The sequence below is a fragment of the Mycobacterium sp. IS-3022 genome (assembly GCF_001500065.1).
Lineage (GTDB): Bacteria > Actinomycetota > Actinomycetes > Mycobacteriales > Mycobacteriaceae > Mycobacterium.
In genome coordinates this window covers 24,380-41,494 of sequence record NZ_LQIN01000014.1, presented here as the reverse complement: position 1 = coordinate 41,494, position 17,115 = coordinate 24,380, and the positions used below count along the sequence as shown (strand labels likewise).

At 66.5% G+C, this 17,115-nt stretch carries 16 protein-coding genes; 9 read left to right on the top strand and 7 right to left on the bottom strand.

What is annotated here, in order from left to right:
* Positions 1–3: 3 nt before the first annotated feature.
* A complete protein-coding gene (locus tag AU188_RS12120) occupies positions 4–1,551 on the bottom strand; it encodes an ATP-dependent DNA ligase (protein ID WP_059163962.1) in 1,548 nt (515 codons plus the stop codon).
* A 120-nt stretch (positions 1,552–1,671) separates the two neighbouring features.
* On the bottom strand, positions 1,672–3,210 hold the full coding sequence (locus AU188_RS12115; RefSeq protein WP_059163961.1) for a molybdopterin-dependent oxidoreductase: 1,539 nt from the start codon (positions 3,208–3,210) through the stop codon (positions 1,672–1,674).
* Positions 3,211–3,312: 102 nt separating this feature from the next.
* On the opposite strand from AU188_RS12115, the gene AU188_RS12110 reads away from it, so the two are divergent.
* Positions 3,313–4,080: an SDR family NAD(P)-dependent oxidoreductase gene (locus tag AU188_RS12110; protein WP_059163960.1), complete on the top strand. Its 768-nt coding sequence runs from the start codon at positions 3,313–3,315 to the stop codon at positions 4,078–4,080.
* 73 nt (positions 4,081–4,153) lie between these two features.
* Positions 4,154–5,218, top strand: coding sequence for a phosphotransferase family protein (locus tag AU188_RS12105; RefSeq protein ID WP_059163959.1), 1,065 nt, complete (start codon positions 4,154–4,156; stop codon positions 5,216–5,218).
* A gap of 69 nt (positions 5,219–5,287) precedes the next feature.
* On the opposite strand, the gene AU188_RS12100 is transcribed toward AU188_RS12105, so the two are convergent.
* The gene (locus AU188_RS12100) at positions 5,288–6,073 is read right to left on the bottom strand and encodes a sulfite exporter TauE/SafE family protein (RefSeq protein ID WP_059163958.1); all 786 of its coding nucleotides are present in this window, start codon (positions 6,071–6,073) and stop codon (positions 5,288–5,290) included.
* A gap of 235 nt (positions 6,074–6,308) precedes the next feature.
* On the opposite strand from AU188_RS12100, the gene AU188_RS12095 reads away from it, so the two are divergent.
* Positions 6,309–6,812, top strand: a complete 504-nt coding sequence (locus AU188_RS12095) for a 2-isopropylmalate synthase (protein WP_059163957.1) — start codon at positions 6,309–6,311, stop codon at positions 6,810–6,812.
* 10 nt (positions 6,813–6,822) lie between these two features.
* Here AU188_RS12095 and AU188_RS12090 read toward each other — a convergent pair whose 3' ends face one another.
* Complete coding sequence (locus AU188_RS12090; RefSeq protein WP_059163956.1) at positions 6,823–8,307, bottom strand: cytochrome P450; 1,485 nt, start codon at positions 8,305–8,307, stop codon at positions 6,823–6,825.
* Positions 8,308–8,426: 119 nt separating this feature from the next.
* Between AU188_RS12090 and AU188_RS12085 the strand changes: the two genes are divergently transcribed.
* Together AU188_RS12085 and AU188_RS12080 are read left to right on the top strand one after the other, a co-directional pair.
* A complete protein-coding gene (locus tag AU188_RS12085) occupies positions 8,427–9,068 on the top strand; it encodes a TetR/AcrR family transcriptional regulator (RefSeq protein ID WP_059163955.1) in 642 nt (213 codons plus the stop codon).
* A 19-nt stretch (positions 9,069–9,087) separates the two neighbouring features.
* A complete protein-coding gene (locus AU188_RS12080; protein WP_059163954.1) occupies positions 9,088–9,945 on the top strand; it encodes an SDR family oxidoreductase in 858 nt (285 codons plus the stop codon).
* Here AU188_RS12080 and AU188_RS12075 read toward each other — a convergent pair.
* Genes AU188_RS12075 through AU188_RS12065 form a run of 3 tightly spaced genes read right to left on the bottom strand, consistent with a single transcriptional unit; the run spans position 9,942 to position 12,868 of the window.
* Positions 9,942–11,120: an AAA family ATPase gene (locus tag AU188_RS12075; RefSeq protein WP_059163953.1), complete on the bottom strand. Its 1,179-nt coding sequence runs from the start codon at positions 11,118–11,120 to the stop codon at positions 9,942–9,944. The genes AU188_RS12080 and AU188_RS12075 overlap by 4 nt on opposite strands.
* Before the next feature lie 4 nt (positions 11,121–11,124).
* On the bottom strand, positions 11,125–12,201 hold the full coding sequence (locus tag AU188_RS12070) for a DNA polymerase IV (protein WP_059163952.1): 1,077 nt from the start codon (positions 12,199–12,201) through the stop codon (positions 11,125–11,127).
* A gap of 58 nt (positions 12,202–12,259) precedes the next feature.
* Complete coding sequence (locus AU188_RS12065) at positions 12,260–12,868, bottom strand: TetR/AcrR family transcriptional regulator (RefSeq protein WP_059163951.1); 609 nt, start codon at positions 12,866–12,868, stop codon at positions 12,260–12,262.
* A gap of 90 nt (positions 12,869–12,958) precedes the next feature.
* On the opposite strand from AU188_RS12065, the gene AU188_RS12060 reads away from it, so the two are divergent.
* The 4 genes from AU188_RS12060 (at position 12,959) to nrdE (ending at position 16,867) form a co-directional block, all read left to right on the top strand.
* A complete protein-coding gene (locus AU188_RS12060; RefSeq protein ID WP_059163988.1) occupies positions 12,959–13,522 on the top strand; it encodes an NAD(P)H-dependent oxidoreductase in 564 nt (187 codons plus the stop codon).
* Between the two features lie 471 nt (positions 13,523–13,993).
* Entirely contained in the window at positions 13,994–14,242 is a 249-nt protein-coding gene (locus AU188_RS12055; RefSeq protein ID WP_059100836.1) for a redoxin NrdH, read from the top strand.
* Positions 14,243–14,273: 31 nt separating this feature from the next.
* Positions 14,274–14,717: a class Ib ribonucleoside-diphosphate reductase assembly flavoprotein NrdI gene (gene nrdI, locus AU188_RS12050; protein ID WP_059163950.1), complete on the top strand. Its 444-nt coding sequence runs from the start codon at positions 14,274–14,276 to the stop codon at positions 14,715–14,717.
* A complete protein-coding gene (gene nrdE / locus AU188_RS12045; protein ID WP_059163949.1) occupies positions 14,684–16,867 on the top strand; it encodes a class 1b ribonucleoside-diphosphate reductase subunit alpha in 2,184 nt (727 codons plus the stop codon). Before nrdI ends, nrdE begins: the two co-directional genes overlap by 34 nt.
* Positions 16,868–17,115: the final 248 nt, after the last annotated feature.

The following is a 17,115-nucleotide window of genomic DNA, read 5'->3' as shown; positions in this document are numbered from 1 at the left end:
GCTTTAGCTTCCGCGCTGGTAGAAGGCGCGCACCGTGTCGATGGTGTCGGCTTCTGCGGGGCTCTTGTCGTCGCGGTAGCGCAGTACCCGGGCGAATCGCAGCGCCATTCCGCCCGGGTAGCGCGATGAGCCCTGAACGCCGTCGAACGCGATCTCGACAACCTGCTCTGGCCTCAGCCGCACCACGTAACCGTCGGTCGGTCCGTCGGCCAACTCGAGGAACCGCGCGGTCTGCCACTCGAGCATTGCGTCGGTCATGCCCTTGAAAGTCTTTCCGAGCATGACGAATTCGCCCGTGCGGGGTTCCCTGGCGCCGAGGTGGATGTTGGACAGCTTGCCGCTGCGACGGCCCGATCCCCACTCGACCGCCAGCACCACCAGGTCGAGGGTGTGCACGGGTTTGATTTTGAGCCATCCGGCGCCGCGGCGTCCCGCCTCGTACGGCGCGCCGAGCGACTTCGCCATCACGCCTTCGTGGCCCGCCGCCAGCGTCACCTCCAGGAACTCCCGCGCCTTCGCGGGATCGTCGGTGACCAGGCGGTCGACCCGGTTCACCTTCGGGACAAGCGCGTCCAGCACCTCGATACGCTCCCTGGTCGGCTTGTCCAGCAGATCGACGCCGTCGACGTGCAGCAGGTCGAAGACGAAGACCGACAACGGTTGCGCGGCCGCGGCGGCGGCGATGTCGACGGAGCGACCGAAGCGTGACGCCGTGACCTGGAAGCGGTGCGGACGTCCGTCGGGTCGCAACGCGATCGCCTCGGCGTCGGCGATCAAGGTTGCGACGGGCAGGCCCAGTGCCGTGTCGACGACCTCCGGCAAACGGGCGGTCACGTCGTCGAGGCTGCGGGTGTAGATCGACACGGCGTCACCGGATCGGTGCACCTGCACCCGGGCGCCATCCAGTTTTGCCTCGAAAACGGCTGTGCCGCCGAGACGTTCGAGTGCCTCGGCGACGCCCGCGGCGGTCTGCGCCAGCATCGGGCCGACCGGGCGCCCGACCGTGAGGGTGAACTGTTCGAGCGCCGCCTCGCCCTCGGTCAGGGCGGCGGCCGCGACGGCGGGCAGGTCGCCACCGAGCATGGCGGCACGCCGCACCGCGGCGGCGGGCACCCCGGCGGCCTTGGCGACCGCGTCGGCCATCACGCCGACGAGCGCGCCCTGGCGCAGTTCGCCGCCGAGCAGCCTGCGTAAAAACGTCTGCTCGATGTCGGTTGCGGCGCCGAACAGCCCGGCGAGCAACTCTGCACGCCGCGCCTGCGAGCCCTTGCCCGCGACCAGTCCGATCTCGGTGAAGCGAGCGTGCACCTCCGGCACCGTCAGCGATGCGGCCGTCGCCGGTTCCGGCATCGAGCGAAGCGCGGCCCAACCGACGCCGATCTGGCGTTGCGGCAACTCACCCGACAGCCACGACACGACGACCGCCACCTGATCAGGGTCGCCCTCCTCGCCGACCCTGCGCAGCAGGTCGGCGATCGTGGCGGTCTTGGCCAGCCGCGACGACGAGGCGCCGACTTCCGTGGACGCGGTCGCGACGTCGAGCAACTGCACGGGTTCAGCCTGTCACGGGACACTGAGGATGCGCGAGTGACCGCGTTTGTACCGGCAATCGCGGCGTGTCGGTGTGCAGACACGGTCGCTCGCCGTGGGTGGGGGTCAGGCGGCGATGCGTTAGGTGACCGTGAACTCGACGCTGTGCCAGCCGGTGGCGCCGTCGGGCACCGAGTCGGCGACGTCGGCGGTCTGCAACGCGCCGGTGTTGTCGGTGGCCCGCACGGTGATCGTGTGGCGTCCGGGTCGGGCGGCCTGCCACGGAAAGCTCCACAACCGCCACGTTTCGTCGGAATAGGCGGCGCCGAGATCGGCCTGCTGCCAGTTACCTTGGCCTTCGGGGCTGTCGATGCGCACCTCGACGTTGCGCACCCCGCGGTTCTGCGCCCACGCCACGCCGCCGAACGTCACCGCACCGCGCGGCACGTCCTGACCGCTGCGCGGCGCGTCGATCCGCGACGACGTCTTGATCGGCCCGCGCGCCGACCAGCCCAGCCGGGTCCAGTACGCCTCGGCCCGGTCGAATCGGGTCACTTCCAAGTCGACGACCCATTTGGTCGCCGAGACGTACCCGTACAACCCGGGCACCACCAACCTGGCGGGGTAGCCGTGATTGGTCGGCAGCGGTTCGCCGTTCATGCCGACCGCCAACATCGCGCCGCGGTCATCGGTGAGCGCATCGACGGGCGTCCCCGCGGTGAACCCGTCGATCGACATCGACAGCACCATGTCCGCGTCCGGGCGAATTCCCGCTTCGGCCAACAGGTCCCGCGTTCGGTAGCCCGTCCAGGCGGCGTTTCCGATGAGGTCGCCGCCGACCGGGTTCGACACACACGTCAGCGTCACCAGTTCCTCCACCACGTCGAACCGCTCGAGATCACCGAAGCGCAGGGTGATCTCGCGGTCCACCATGCCGTGGATCCGCAGTTGCCAGTTCTCGCGGCTCAACTGTGGCACCCGTAGCGCCGTGTCGATCCGGTAAAAGTCGGCGTTGCTGGTGATGAACGTCGGCAACGCAACACCTTTCGGCTGCACCGCCGCTGGAACGGGTGGCGCGGCGACGTCGACCGGCGGCAGTGAGAAAGCGTTGCGATCGCCCGAGACGGAGGTCGTCAGGCGGGAGAGCACCACGCCCCCGACACCGGTCAGCGCCCCGACACCGAGAAAACCCAGTGTCACCAACGACAGTCGGCGGCCGGGGTCGGGACCGTCGTCCGTGGGTTGCGGAGCGTCGGTGAACCGGCCCGAGACGAGTAGGCGCAGCACCGCGACGCCGCACGCGGTGCCCACCACGGTCGGCACCACGTCGAACAGGTTCGCTCCCGCGCGCGACAGCACGGCCGCGCAACCGAGGACACCCGCCGCGACGATCGCAATGCTGCCGATGGGAACGCGTCTGGTTTCGAGAGCGGCAGTGGCCGCGGCGACGACGGCGATCACCGCCAGCACGAGCATCGAGAGCACGAGTTTGTCGGCCATCCCGAAGGTCTGGATCGCCCATTCCTTGACCGACCCGGGTGTCCGGTCGATGACCGACGAACCGACAGCGGTGCGGGCGTCGGCCTCCGGCCCAACGAAAGCGGCGAGAAGCTGGGTGACCCCTAGCGCCACGGCGGCCGCTGCGATGCCGCCCATCGCCTTGGTGCTGCGCGCCGTCATGCCGCCAAAGTACTCATGTTGGCGACCCGAAGGCCTTACCAAAAGGTGACGTCGGCTAAGTTGCTTTACGATTCGAGCATTTTTTGGAAAGGGGAGACCCAGGTGGAAATCCAGGGCAAGAAGGCCATCATCGTCGGCGGTGCGTCGGGCTTCGGCAAGGCCACGGCCGAGTTGCTGGCACAGCGCGGGGCGGACGTCGCGGTGCTGGACCGCCCGCAGTCGAAGGGTAAGGAGGTCGCCGACGCGATCGGCGGCTCGTTCTTCGAGGTGGACGTCACCGACTTCGACGGCACCGAGAAAGTGCTGCAGCAGGCCATTGAGAGGCTGGGTGCCCTGCACGTCATCGTGACGACGGCCGGCGGCGGCGCCGCGGAGCGCACCGTCAAGAAGGACGGCCCGCACAGCCTGGAGTCCTTCCGTAAGTGCGTGGACCTGAACCTCATCGGCACCTTCAACATCAGCAGGCTGGCGGGCTGGCAGATGAGCCAGCAGGACCTCGTCGACGACGAGCAGGAAGAGCGCGGGGTCATCATCAACACCGCGTCGATCGCCGCGTTCGAGGGCCAGATCGGGCAGGTCGCCTACACCGCCTCCAAGGCGGCGATCGCCGGGATGTGCCTGACGATGGCCCGCGACATGGGCAGCCTGGGCATCCGGGCGCTGGCCATCGCGCCGAGCCTGTTCGCCACCGGCCTGACCGAGGGCATTCCCGACGAGTTCGCCAAGGCGCTGACCAAGGACGCGGCGTTCCCGAAGCGGCTCGGCAAGCCCGAGGAGTACGCCAAGCTGGTCGCCGCGATCGTCGAGAATCCCATGCTCAACGGTCAGTGCCTGCGGCTGGACGCGGGCCAGCGCTTCGCCCCCAAGTAAGTGGTGGTTTCGGTGTCGCTGGTCGCGCTCACCGCAACCAGCGACACCGAAATCACAATGAGACGATGACGCCATGCCTGACGACGCGCATCAGCTTCCGACCCTGAGTGAGGATGACCGGGCCGCCGTGCAGAAGTGGGTGCGGCGGCAGGGCCTGGGATCCACTGTCAGTGACGTCGAACCGCTGACCGGCGGAACGCAGAACATCGTGGTGCGGCTACGCGTCGACGGCAGACCCATGGTGCTGCGCAGACCGCCGGTGCACCCACGGCCGACGAGCGACAAGACGATGCTGCGCGAGATCGCGGCGCTGCGCACGCTGGCCGGCACGCCGGTGCCGCATCCCGGCTTCATCGCCGGCTGCGAGGACCTCAGCGTCCTCGGAGTGGTGTTCTATCTGATGGAGGAGGTCGACGGCTTCAACCCGGGCGACGACATGGCGGAGGCCTACGTGCGCGACCCGGCCATGCGCCATCAGGTCGGGCTGTCGTATGCGGCGAGCCTGGCGATGCTCGGGCAGGTCGAGTGGGAGGGCCGTCCGCTCGCTGCACTCAAGCGTCCCGGCTCGTTTCTGGAGCGACAGGTCCCGCAGTTCCTGCGGCTGCTCGAGAGCTATCGGCACGACCGCTACGACCCCGAGTCGCTGGCCGTGACGGAACTCGCCGAGTGGTTGGCGTCGAACATACCGCCGGAGGGGCGGCCGGGCGTCATGCACGGGGACCCGCATCTGAGCAACGTGCTGCTGCGCCGTGACAAGCCCGAGCTGGCGGCGTTCGTCGACTGGGAGATGTGCACGGTCGGTGACCCACTGCTGGACCTGGGCTGGATGCTGATCTGCTGGCCGTTGGAAACCAACACGATCACCGCAGGCGCGCAGCTCGCCGCGCTCGGAGGGCTGGCCAGCCGGGGCGAGCTCCTCGCGGCTTACCTCGCTGCGGGCGGCCGCGAAACCGCAAGTCTCGATTGGTATATCGCGATGGCTTGCTTCAAGTTGGGCATCGTGATCGAGGGCACCTGGTCGCGCTTTCTGGTCGGCCAGGCCAGCCGCGACGCGGGTGAGCGGTTGCACGCCAACGCCCAGAACCTCATCGACCTCGGTACCCGGGTCGTGAAGGGCGACAGCCCGTTCGAGCTCTAGTAGCCGCGGCGAGCAGTCGCGAAGTGCCCCACTTTGCGGCGTGTCGAGGGCATTTCGCGTCTGCTCGCGTTAGGAACCGTAGGCGTCGATTCCCAGCTTGAGCGCCAGTGCCACGCCCGCCGCGCCGATCACCACCCGCAGCGGGCCGGCGGGCGCGTGCCGGACGACGATCGGGCCCAGCCGCGACCCGACCAGGCAGCCGAGGCCCAACACCAGCGCCGCCCACCAATGCACCGGCGCCAGCAGCGCGAAGACCACGGCCGCAACGGTATTCGCCACACCGAGGACCACGTTCTTACCCGCGTTGGCGTGAGGGAGCGATACGGGAGCCGCCCGCAGCAGCAGCGCAAGCAGCAGCACACCGGCCGCCGCGCCGAAATAGCCGCCGTAGACACAGATCGCGAAGATCGCCGAGACCTCGAACAGCACTCGGGTTCGGTGCCGCAGGTGACTGGCGACCTGTGCCTCGGTGGATATCCGGCGCGGCAGCAGAATTGCGAGCGAGGCGAGGCCGAGCAGAATCGGCACGGCCTTCTCGAAACCCTCCGCGGGCGTGGAGAGCAACAGCGCGGCGCCCGCCGCGCCACCGAGCACCGCGACCGGCAGGGTGCGCCTGATCCACCGACCCTGGCCCTGGAGTTCGGGCCGCGAGCCCAGCACCGAACCGATGCCGTTGAACACCAGCGCCACAGTGTTGGTCACATTGGCCGTCACCGGCGGCAGGCCGAACAGCAGCAGGGCGGGGTAAGTGGTCACCGAGGCGAGTCCGGCGATGCTGCCGGTGAGCCCGCCGAGAATGCCGGCGGCGAACAGCAGCGCCCAGTTCACCCGCGACCCGAACAACGCTCCAGCCATGCGGATGACACATGACCGGCCGACATCAGCCACACGTTACGGCCACGGGGCACGTCACGAGCCATGGAGGTGAACGGAATTGTCTTTGCAGCCGTGTGCGCATGCGTCTACGATCGGACGCGTGCCGAGGCGACTCGTAGTAGCAACCCGCAGCGGGGTCTGATTCTGACCGACCCCTCGCTGTGGGTCGTCGCTACGTAGTCGGTCACTTCCCTTTCGAAGAAGAGATCGGCACATGACCACCTCGTTCGCAACCGAATCCGCTACCAGCGCAGCGCCGCCCACGTTCGCGGCTCACGTCGACGCCCCGATGCCGCGCGGCCTGCGGGAGGAGGCCTACGCGATGTCCTTCGAATCGTTTGTCGCCGAGTTCGCGCCCAGTTCGGGTCCACTGCGGCTGGGCAACTGGAGTTGCATCGACGGTGACCGCCCCGCTACCCGGCTGGGCCCTCAGGCCCGCCGGTATCAGGCGACACTGGCGTTCGGAGACCGGATCTGCACGACGTCGGCGGCCGCGCCGGGCCCCGTCGCCGCGTTGACATCGATGCTCTACGACCGGGGAATCGCACTGGAGATGACCGCTTTTCACCAGCTGCACGCGGGCGAACGCACCGCCACCTTCATCCGCGGCTCCGACGGTTTGCGGTCCGAATGGGCGATGGGGTTGTCCGACGATCCGACGCAGTCGGCACTGAGCGCCGTCATCGCCTGCGCGAATCGCCTGCTGACAGCGGCCTGATCGCCGAAGGTCAGCGCAGCGGGCGCAGCACGATGTGCATGCCGTCCTTGGGCACCGGCATGCCGCCGTAGTCCCACTCCGTCGTGTAATCCGGGCGCGGCAGTTCAAGCCGATACTTGCGCAGCAACCGGTGCAGGATGGTCTTCACCTCGAACTGGCCGAACGTCATGCCGATGCACTTGTGTGCACCACCGCCGAACGGGCTGAACGCATAGCGGTGCTGCTTGTGTTCGTTGCGGGGCTCGGTGAAACGTTCCGGGTCGAACTTCATCGGCTCGGGGTAGAACTCCTCGAGCCGATGGTTCATGCCGGGATAGGCGATGACGTTGGTGCCCTTCGGCAGGTAGTAGCCCAGCAGTTCGGTGTCGCGCACGGTCTGGCGCATGGCCCACTGCACCGGCGTCACCAGCCGGATCGACTCGTTCATCACCAGATCGAGCGACTCCAGCTTCTCCAGCGCCTCGATGTCGACGGGCCCGTCGCCGAGGCGGTCGGATTCGTCGCGGCAGCGGTCCTGCCACTCCGGGTGCTTGGCCAGGTGGTAGATCATCGTGGTGGCCGTCGACGTCGACGTGTCGTGCGCGGCCATCATCAGGAAAATCATGTGATTGACGATGTCCTCGTCGGTGAAGCTGTTGCCGTGCTCGTCCTCGGTGTGGCACAGCACAGTCAGCAGGTCCGACCCCTCCTTGCCGCGGCGTTCCCTGACCCGCTCCTCGAAGTACTCCTCGAGCAGCTTGCGGGCCTGAATGCCGCGCCACCACGTGAACGGGCGCACCGGCTTGCGGATGATCGCGTTGCCGGCGCGCGTCGTGGTGGTGAACGCCTGGTTCACCTTGGTCACCAGTTCCTTGTCGGAGCCGGGCTCGTGCCCCATGAACACCATCGACGCGATGTCGAGCGTCAGTTCCTTCATGGCCGGATACATGAGGAAGCGCGGGTCGTTGGCCACCCATTGCTTGGCGATGACCTGAGACACCACCTTGTCGACTTTCTCCTGATAGCCGACCAGGCGACTGCGGACGAACGCCTCCTGCATGATCCGCCGGTGGAACATGTGCTCCTCGAAGTCGAGCAGCATCAGCCCACGATGGAAGAACGGCCCGATCACCGGTACCCAGCCCTGTTGGGAGAAGTCCTTGTTGCGGTTGGAGTAGACGGCCTGCGCGGCGTCGGGGCCCAGCGCGGCGACGGCCGGCAAGGCGGGGGAATCTCCGTAGTACAGCGGCCCGTATTTGCGGTAGACGTGCAGCAGATAGTCCGGCCCGCCGCGGAACATCTCGATCATGTGGCCGATGATCGGCAGGCCGGCGTCGCCGATGACCGGCTTCAGGTCGCTACCCGCCGGCGGCAACGCCATCGGCTTCTGCGGAAAGTCGGTGTTGAGAAGCTTGCGCTCGACCAGGCCCATGCCCGGAAAGTTGTTGAACGACGGAGTCAGCCTGCGTTTCGCTTGGTCGAGCAGGTAATCCTTGGTGTTGATGGTCGTCGTCATCGACAAGCTCCTGACACGAAGAGACTGTGGCCGTTCTCACTCTCATCCTCATCCTGGATGGCACACTTGACGCATGTCAAGTTTTGTCTTGGCGCGCCGCGGTGCGAAGGTCTAGGGCGATGACTGCCCAACCAGCGCCGCAGGCGCGTCGCAGCCGCGGCGACCGGCAGCGCGACGCGATCGTCAACGCCGTCCGGGAACTGGTTCAGGAGCGTCCGTTCGCCGACCTGTCGGTCAGCACGATCAGCGAGCGCGCCGGGGTCGCCCGGTCCGGCTTCTACTTCTATTTCGACTCCAAGTACGCGGTGCTCGCGGTGATCCTGGCCGACGCGGGGGAGATGCTCGACAGCCTCACCCACCACTTCGCTCCGCGTGAGCCCGGTGAGACGCCGGAGGCGTTCGCCAAGCGCATGGTCGGCAGCGCCGCGGCCGTATACGCCAATGACGACCCCGTGTTGACGGCGTGTGCAGTCGCTCGCAACACCGACGCCAAGATCCGCGAGATGATGGACGACTTCTACGACGGCATCATCGAGAAACTCATCACGCTGCTCGAACAAGATGTCGACGCGCGCCCGATCTCCGATGACCTGCCCGCACTCGTTCGCACCCTGGCCGCGACGACGACGATGACGCTGACCCAGGACAGCACCTTCGTGGGCCGCGGCATCGATCCGAATCGAGCGATCGACGCCCTGGAGCGACTCTGGGTTGCGGCGTTCTGGGGGAGTCCGGAACCGTCCGGCCGGCCGAAGGGCTGAACACAGTATCCTCACCGCCATGGCGCACCCCGGCTTTGCGAACAAGCGTTGTTTTCTCACCGGAGCCGCCAGCGGCATCGGCCGCGCGACCGCGTTGAAGTTGGCCGCAGAGGGCGCCGAACTCTATCTCATCGACCGCGACGCCGAGGGCCTGGAGAAGACCGTCGCCGACGCGCGCTCGCTCGGCGCCGAGGTGCCCGAGTACCGGGCGCTCGACGTCTCCGACTACGACGCGGTGGCCGCGTTCGCCGCCGACATCCACTCGCGCCACCCCGCGATGGACATCGTGATGAACATCGCCGGGGTATCGGCGTGGGGCACTGTGTCCACGCTGACGCACCAGCACTGGAAGTCGATGGTCGACATCAACTTGATGGGTCCGATCCACGTCATCGAGGCGTTCGTGCCGCCGATGGTCGCGGCGGGCACCGGAGGTCAACTCGTCAACGTGTCCTCGGCGGCCGGACTGGTGGCGTTGCCATGGCACGCCGCGTACAGCGCAAGCAAGTACGGATTGCGCGGGATGTCGGAGGTGTTGCGCTTCGATCTGGCCCGACACCGGATCGGGGTCTCCGTGGTGGTGCCCGGCGCGGTGAAAACGCCGCTGGTGCAGACGGTTCAGATCGCCGGGGTGGACCGCGACGACCCGCGGGTGAAGAAGTGGACGGACCGGTTCGGCGGCCATGCGGTGTCGCCGGAACACGCCGCCGAGTGCATCCTCAAAGGCGTTCGCCGTAACCGGTTCCTGATCTACACCTCGCCCGACATCCGGGCGCTGTATCTGTTCAAGCGCACGATGTGGTGGCCGTACAGCGTCGCGATGCGCCAGGCGAACGTGTTGTTCACCAAGGCGCTGCGGCCGGCGGCGCGCCGCTAACGCCGACCCCAGTCCCACGGCGGCGCAGAGAGCATGCCAAGCCCGTCGACGCGCGTCTCCCCGAGATCCTTGTACAGCGAGATCTCCACAGCATCGCCGCCGTCACCGACCGCAACCGTGTCGAGGTGCTCGAGCAGGGCCTTGCTGTGGGTCACGACGACCACCTGGGTGCCGCCTGTCGCCGCGCGGATCAACGACGCCAGCGGACGGACCAACTCCGGGTGCAGCGAGGTCTCCGGCTCGTTGAGTACCATCAACGACGGCGGCTGCGGGCTGAGCAGCGCGGCGGCCCACAGCAGGAATCGCAATGTGCCGTCGGACAATTCGGCCGCGCGCAGCGGCCTGAGCATGCCGCGCTGCTGCAACTGCAGGTCGAACAATCCGTCGTGCACTGCCACCGACACCGCGGCGCCGTCGAAGGCGTCGGCGATGGCCCGCTGTAGGTCGTCGAAACCGGCTTCGAGGATGGTCTGGATCGCGGCCGCCAGGTCGCTGCCGTCGTCGGACAGGACAGGGGTTCTGGTTCCGACCGTGCGCTGTCGTGACGGCGCGGCGGCGTCGACCCGGAACCCGTCGTAGAAACGCCAGTTCCGCAACCGGTCCCGCACCGCGGCGAGTTCGGGATGTGCGCCGGGATGGGCGAACTCGGCGAGTACGCTGCGGTAGGGCGGTAGCGACTGGGACAGTTTGTCGAACCCTCGGCCGGACTCCGCGCTCGCCTCCACGTACTCGCGGGTTCGGCGCACCAGAGTCGAACTGCTGCGCATGACCGGACCGGCGAACACGACTTCTCGCTTGATCTCCGGATCGCGCCCGAACAGCGACCCGTGGCCCGCCATCTGCGGCAGGCCCAGGTCGACAAGGTAGCCGAAATCGTCTGATGCAAAGCCCATTTCGAGTGACACCGGACCGGTCCGCGTCGTGCCCTCGACGCGTCCGGTGCGGCGGGCGCCGCTGGGCTGTTCGGGACCGGCCCACAGCACCGATTCGAGGCCACCCTCGCGCGCCAGTGAGCCGATCACCTCGCCGCGGCCGCAGTCGGCCAGCAGGCGCAAGGCGCGATACAGCGACGACTTACCCGTCCCGTTGGCGCCGGTGACGACGGTCAGTCCCGCCAGCGGTAGGACGATGTCGCGCAGTGACCGGTATCCGCGGATCGCGACCGTGTGCAGCATTGGTTCAGTACCCGCCTTCTGGCGGCGTCAGTTCCAGCCGCACGCCGAGCAGTCGGACGGGTCGGTCGAGCTCGAACTGGCCGAGGAGATCGAGTGCGGTCCGGGTGACAATTCCGGCGTCGACTGTCGGTGCGGGTAGCTTGCGGATCTTTGTCCTGGTGTAGAAGGTCTTCGTCCGCACCGTCACGGCCACCCGGCTGACGACCCGGTTCTGCTCGACGACCTCGCTCAGGGTCTGCCGTGCGAGATCGACGACCGCGCTGTCCATTTCGGCGCGCTCGGTGAGGTCGGCGGGGAAGGTGACGACGTGGCTGCGCGAGCGCGGCACCCACGGTGTGGCGCTGACGTCGGTGTCGCCGCCGCCCTTGGCGAGCAACAGAATCCACAGCCCGGTGGTGGGGCCGAAGGTCGCGGTGAGCAGCGACGCGTCGGTGGCTGCCAGATCGGCGACGGTGGTGATGCCCATCGCTGCAAGCCTTTTCGCGGTTTTCGGTCCGATGCCCCAGACGGCGTCGACCTCACGGTCGCCCATCACCGCCATCCAGTTCTCGTCGGTGAGTTGGTAGATGCCCGGCGCGTCGTCCGCCCCCGGGATACGCGTCGGCTTGCCGAACCCGGTCGCGACCTTGGCGCGCTGTTTGTTGTCGCTGATGCCGACCGAACACGACAGGCCCGTGTGGGTCGCGATCGCCTCGCGGATCCGCTCGGCGAGCCCGAACGGGCTCTGCGCGTCGTCGAGGTCGGCGCCGATGTACGCCTCGTCCCAGCCCCACACCTCCACGGGGTGCCCGAGGTTGCGCAGCAGGTCCATCACCTCCTCGGAAGCCGCATCGTAGGCGTCCGTGTCCAACGGCAGGAACGTCGCATCCGGACACTTGCGAGCCGCGGTGCGCAACGGCATGCCCGCGTGCACCCCGTACGCGCGGGCCGGATAGGACGCGCACGTCACCACCTTGCGGGGTTCGCTCGGATCGCCGTTGCCGCCGACGATGAGCGGCAGACCGGCGAGCGCCGGGTTGCGGCGGATCTCGACCGCGGCCTGGAACTGGTCGAGGTCGACGTGCAATATCCAGCGCCTCATCGGAGCCGTCTGTCCCCCTGCTCTTTGGGCGGGTGGTGCCCCGACTTCGCCCAAGCGCTCATCGCCCGCACAGCTTGCGCGCCAACGCTTCCCAGGCGTCGGCGAGTGACTCGAGCGTCGCACCGCGGGCGTTGAGTTCGTGGTGCACGTAGTCCGCGTCGAGCAGGGCGAGCAGCGCCGCGGCCTGCGCGTCGAGGTCACCGGTGGTGTCGGCGGCCTGCAGCAGCACGCGGACATGCTGATGGTGCAGCGTGGCCGGCGGGCTGAACCGCATCTGGGGATCCCGGTTGGCATCGGAGAGCAGCGCGTGGTGGCTGTGCACGAACTGCAATCGGTCGCGGCCGTAGGCCAGCAGCCGCTCGAGCGGCGGAGCTCCCGGCCCCAGCGGTGGGGGCCCGAACAGGAACGCCTGCTGCTGGGCCTTCTCGTCCTCGTCGAGCAGCACGAGCATCAAGCCCGCGCGGCTGCCGAACCGGCGGAACACCGTGCCCTTGCCGACGCCGGCGGCCGTGGCGATGTCATCGGTGGTGACCGCGTCCGCGCCGCGGTCGGCGATCAGCTTCCGCGCGGCGTCGAGAATCAGCGTTCGGTTGCGGGCGGCGTCACCGCGCTCGTGAGGAGTTGTGGTGGAAACCGGCAGCGCGTTGAGGGGACGAGGCGCGGCCATGTCAGCAGTTTAGTTCAGCCGGAATGATTCGGACTGCAGTCCGGTTGTGCTGTGCGAGGATTTTCACCGTCGATCGAGGAGAACACGAAGATGTCGGACACGTCGAACGTCAAGGTGCTGGTGCTGCTGGGCAGCCTGCGGGCGGGATCGGTCAATCGGCAGCTGGTCGAGACTGCGGTCGAGACAGCTCCGGACGGCGTGCAGTTGGAGCTTTTCGACCGGCTGGGCGAGTTGCCGTTCTACAACGAGGACATCGACACCGGTCAGGATCAGGGCGGAGTGCCCGAACCGGTGGTGGCGCTGCGCCAGGCCGCGGCCGATGCGGACGCCGCGCTGGTGGTCACCCCCGAGTACAACGGCAGCATCCCGGGCGTGCTCAAGAACGCGATCGACTGGTTGTCGCGGCCCTATGGCAACAGCGCGCTCAAGGACAAGCCGCTCGCGGTCGTCGGCGCGTCGCTCGGGCGCTACGGCGGCCAGTGGGCGCACGACGAGACGCGCAAGAGCTTCGCGATCGCTGGACCGCGCGTCGTGGAGGATCTGCGGCTGTCGATACCGACCACCACGCTTGAGGGCAGGCATCCGCGGGAGGACGCGGAAGTAGTCGCCAAGCTGCGCGACATCGTCGGCAAACTGGCCGCCGAGGCCGGCTGAGGTCCACCTGTGCACTGGCCGTCGGTCCGGCCGTCAGGACGGGCCGGCGGCTTTGCTGAATCGTGACCGGCCGGAGTGGGTTTGTCGGTGCCGAGTGCTATACCTGCCGCAGGCACCCGACACGCTTGGGGTGTGACGTGCGACACGCCGAGCGTCGGTGGCCGCAAGAGCTTACGACCTGGGAATTCCAAGATTGTTATTCAGAACATCTGGTATTCCTTCGCAATGTCGGACACTAGGTGTAGTGTTTCGAGCACCGACAGGCCCCCACGATTCCAAGCTCGCTGAGGGTCGGCCGGAGCCCCCGAACCCGGTCGTGTCGGCGTCAAGGCACACCGGACGGTGGCCTCGGGCGACAGGAATTTTCAGGGTCTCCGGGCTGCTGAAATTCGATGAATCTCGGCCAGATGAAGTGTTCGACCAGTTGCCAGTCCCAGTTCGCAGACCCAGTTCGCAGAGGAGCCGTACCGCATGACTCAGCACTCGATCACCGTGTACACCAAGCCCGCGTGCGTGCAGTGCAACGCGACCTACAAGGCGCTGGACAAGCAGGGCATCGCCTACGAGAAAGTCGACATCACCCTGGACAGCGAAGCCCGCGACTACGTGATGGCGCTCGGCTATCTGCAGGCACCGGTCGTGGTGGTCGGCAACGAGCACTGGTCCGGATTCCGGCCCGACCGCATCAAGGCCCTCGGAGCGGTCGCGGCGACGGCTTAGGGGTATCCGACGGGCAGAAAGGGAGAGCGCGATGAGCAATCTCGTCTATTTCTCCAGCGTCTCGGAGAACACCCACCGTTTCGTCGAGAAGCTGGGCCTGCCCGCCATCCGGATCCCGCTGCACGGGCGCATCGAGGTCGACGAGCCCTACGTGCTGGTGCTGCCCACCTACGGCGGTGGACGCGCCACACCGGACATCAACGACGGTGGCTATGTGCCCAAGCAGGTCATCGCGTTCCTCAACAATGAACACAACCGGTCGTTGATCCGCGGCGTCATCGCCGCGGGCAACAACAACTTCGGCGCCGAGTTCGCCTACGCGGGCAATGTCGTGTCCCGCAAGTGCGGCGTTCCGTACCTGTACCGCTTCGAACTGATGGGAACCCCGGACGACGTCGACGCCGTCCGATCGGGCTTGGAAGAGTTTTGGAAGGACCAGACGTGTCACCAACCGTCACAGCTGCAGAGCCTGTAGCGACCGCCGCGCCGGCCACACATTCGGCTCCGGGGGCCGGCGAGATGGATTACCACGCGCTCAACGCGATGCTGAATCTGTACGACGCCGACGGCAAGATTCAGTTCGACAAGGACCGCGAGGCCGCGCACCAGTACTTCCGTGAGCACGTCAACCAGAACACGGTCTTCTTCCACGATGTCGACGAGAAACTCGACTACCTGATCAAGGAGAACTACTACGAGCGCGAGGTGCTCGACCAGTACTCGCGCAACTTCGTCAAGAGCCTGCTCGATCGCGCGTACGCCAAGAAGTTCCGGTTCCCGACGTTCGTCGGCGCGTTCAAGTACTACACCAGCTACACGTTGAAGACCTTCGACGGAAAGCGCTATCTCGAGCGGTTCGAGGACCGCGTGGTGATGGTGTCGCTCACGCTGGCAGCCGGTGACACGCTGTTAGCTGAGAGACTGGTCGACGAGATCATGGACGGCCGATTCCAGCCTGCCACACCAACTTTCCTCAACTCGGGTAAGAAGCAGCGTGGTGAGCCGGTTAGCTGTTTCCTCCTTCGCATCGAGGACAACATGGAGTCGATCGGCCGCTCCATCAACTCAGCGCTGCAATTGTCCAAGCGCGGTGGCGGAGTTGCCTTGCTGCTGAGCAACATTCGCGAGCACGGCGCACCGATCAAGAACATCGAGAACCAGAGCTCGGGCGTCATCCCGATCATGAAGCTGCTCGAGGACTCGTTCTCCTACGCCAACCAGCTCGGCGCACGCCAGGGCGCGGGCGCGGTGTACCTGCACGCACACCATCCAGACATCTACCGCTTCCTGGACACCAAGCGGGAGAACGCCGACGAGAAGATCCGGATCAAGACGCTGAGCCTCGGCGTCGTGATACCCGACATCACCTTCGAGCTGGCCAAGAAGAACGAGGACATGTACCTGTTCTCGCCGTATGACGTCGAACGCGTCTACGGCCTGCCGTTCGCCGACATCTCGGTCACCGAGAAGTACTACGAGATGGTCGACGACGCGCGCATCCGCAAGACGAAGATCAAGGCGCGCGAGTTCTTCCAGACCTTGGCCGAGCTGCAGTTCGAGTCGGGCTACCCGTACATCATGTTCGAGGACACGGTGAACCGGGCCAACCCGATCGACGGCAAGATCACGCACTCCAACCTGTGCTCGGAGATCCTGCAGGTGTCGACGCCGTCACTGTTCAACGAAGACCTCTCCTATGCCAAGGTGGGCAAGGACATTTCGTGCAACCTCGGATCGTTGAACATCGCCAAGGCGATGGACTCGCCGGACTTCGCGCAGACCGTCGAGGTGGCGATCCGGGCGCTGACCGCGGTATCGGATCAGACGCACATCGCATCGGTGCCGTCGATCGAGCAGGGCAACAACGACTCCCACGCGATCGGGCTCGGGCAGATGAACCTGCACGGCTACCTGGCGCGAGAGCGGATCTTCTACGGGTCCGAAGAGGGCATCGACTTCACCAACATCTACTTCTACTGCGTGCTGTACCACGCGCTGCGCGCGTCGAATCGCATTGCGATCGAACGCGGTACGCATTTCAAGGGATTCGAGAAGTCGAAGTACGCGAGTGGCGAGTTCTTCGACAAGTACACCGAACAGGTGTGGGAACCCAAGACCGACAAGGTTCGTCAGCTGTTCGCCGACGCAGACATCCGCATACCGACGCAAGAGGATTGGCTACGGCTCAAGGAATCGGTGCAGGCGCACGGCATCTACAACCAGAATCTGCAGGCGGTGCCGCCGACCGGGTCGATCAGCTACATCAACCACTCGACCAGCTCGATCCACCCGATCGCCTCGAAGATCGAGATCCGCAAGGAAGGCAAGATCGGCCGCGTCTATTACCCCGCGCCGTATATGACCAACGAGAACCTGGAGTACTTCCAGGACGCCTACGAGATCGGCTACGAGAAGGTCATCGACACCTATGCCGCGGCCACCCAGCACGTGGACCAGGGCTTGAGCCTGACGCTGTTCTTCAAGGACACCGCCACCACGCGCGACGTCAACAAGGCGCAGATCTACGCCTGGCGCAAGGGCATCAAGACGCTGTACTACATCCGGTTGCGCCAAATGGCTTTGGAAGGCACCGAGGTGGATGGCTGCGTCAGCTGCATGCTGTGAGATCGCCATGCCGAGTGTCGGGTTGAGACACGCGAATCGCGAACAGCCGTGCATTAAGCCAACACTCGGCGTCGACCGTCTACACCTAGCGCTGGCATCGTTTGTGAATCTGACGACGCTTTTCGGCAATTTACGTCGTCAAATTCACAAACGGCGCTGCGGCGTCGACCCTCTCCACGGTGTGACGGTCCGGCGTTCGCCGGGCCGCCAGTAACCGCACGCGAACCTTGCGTTCGCGCGGCAAAAAT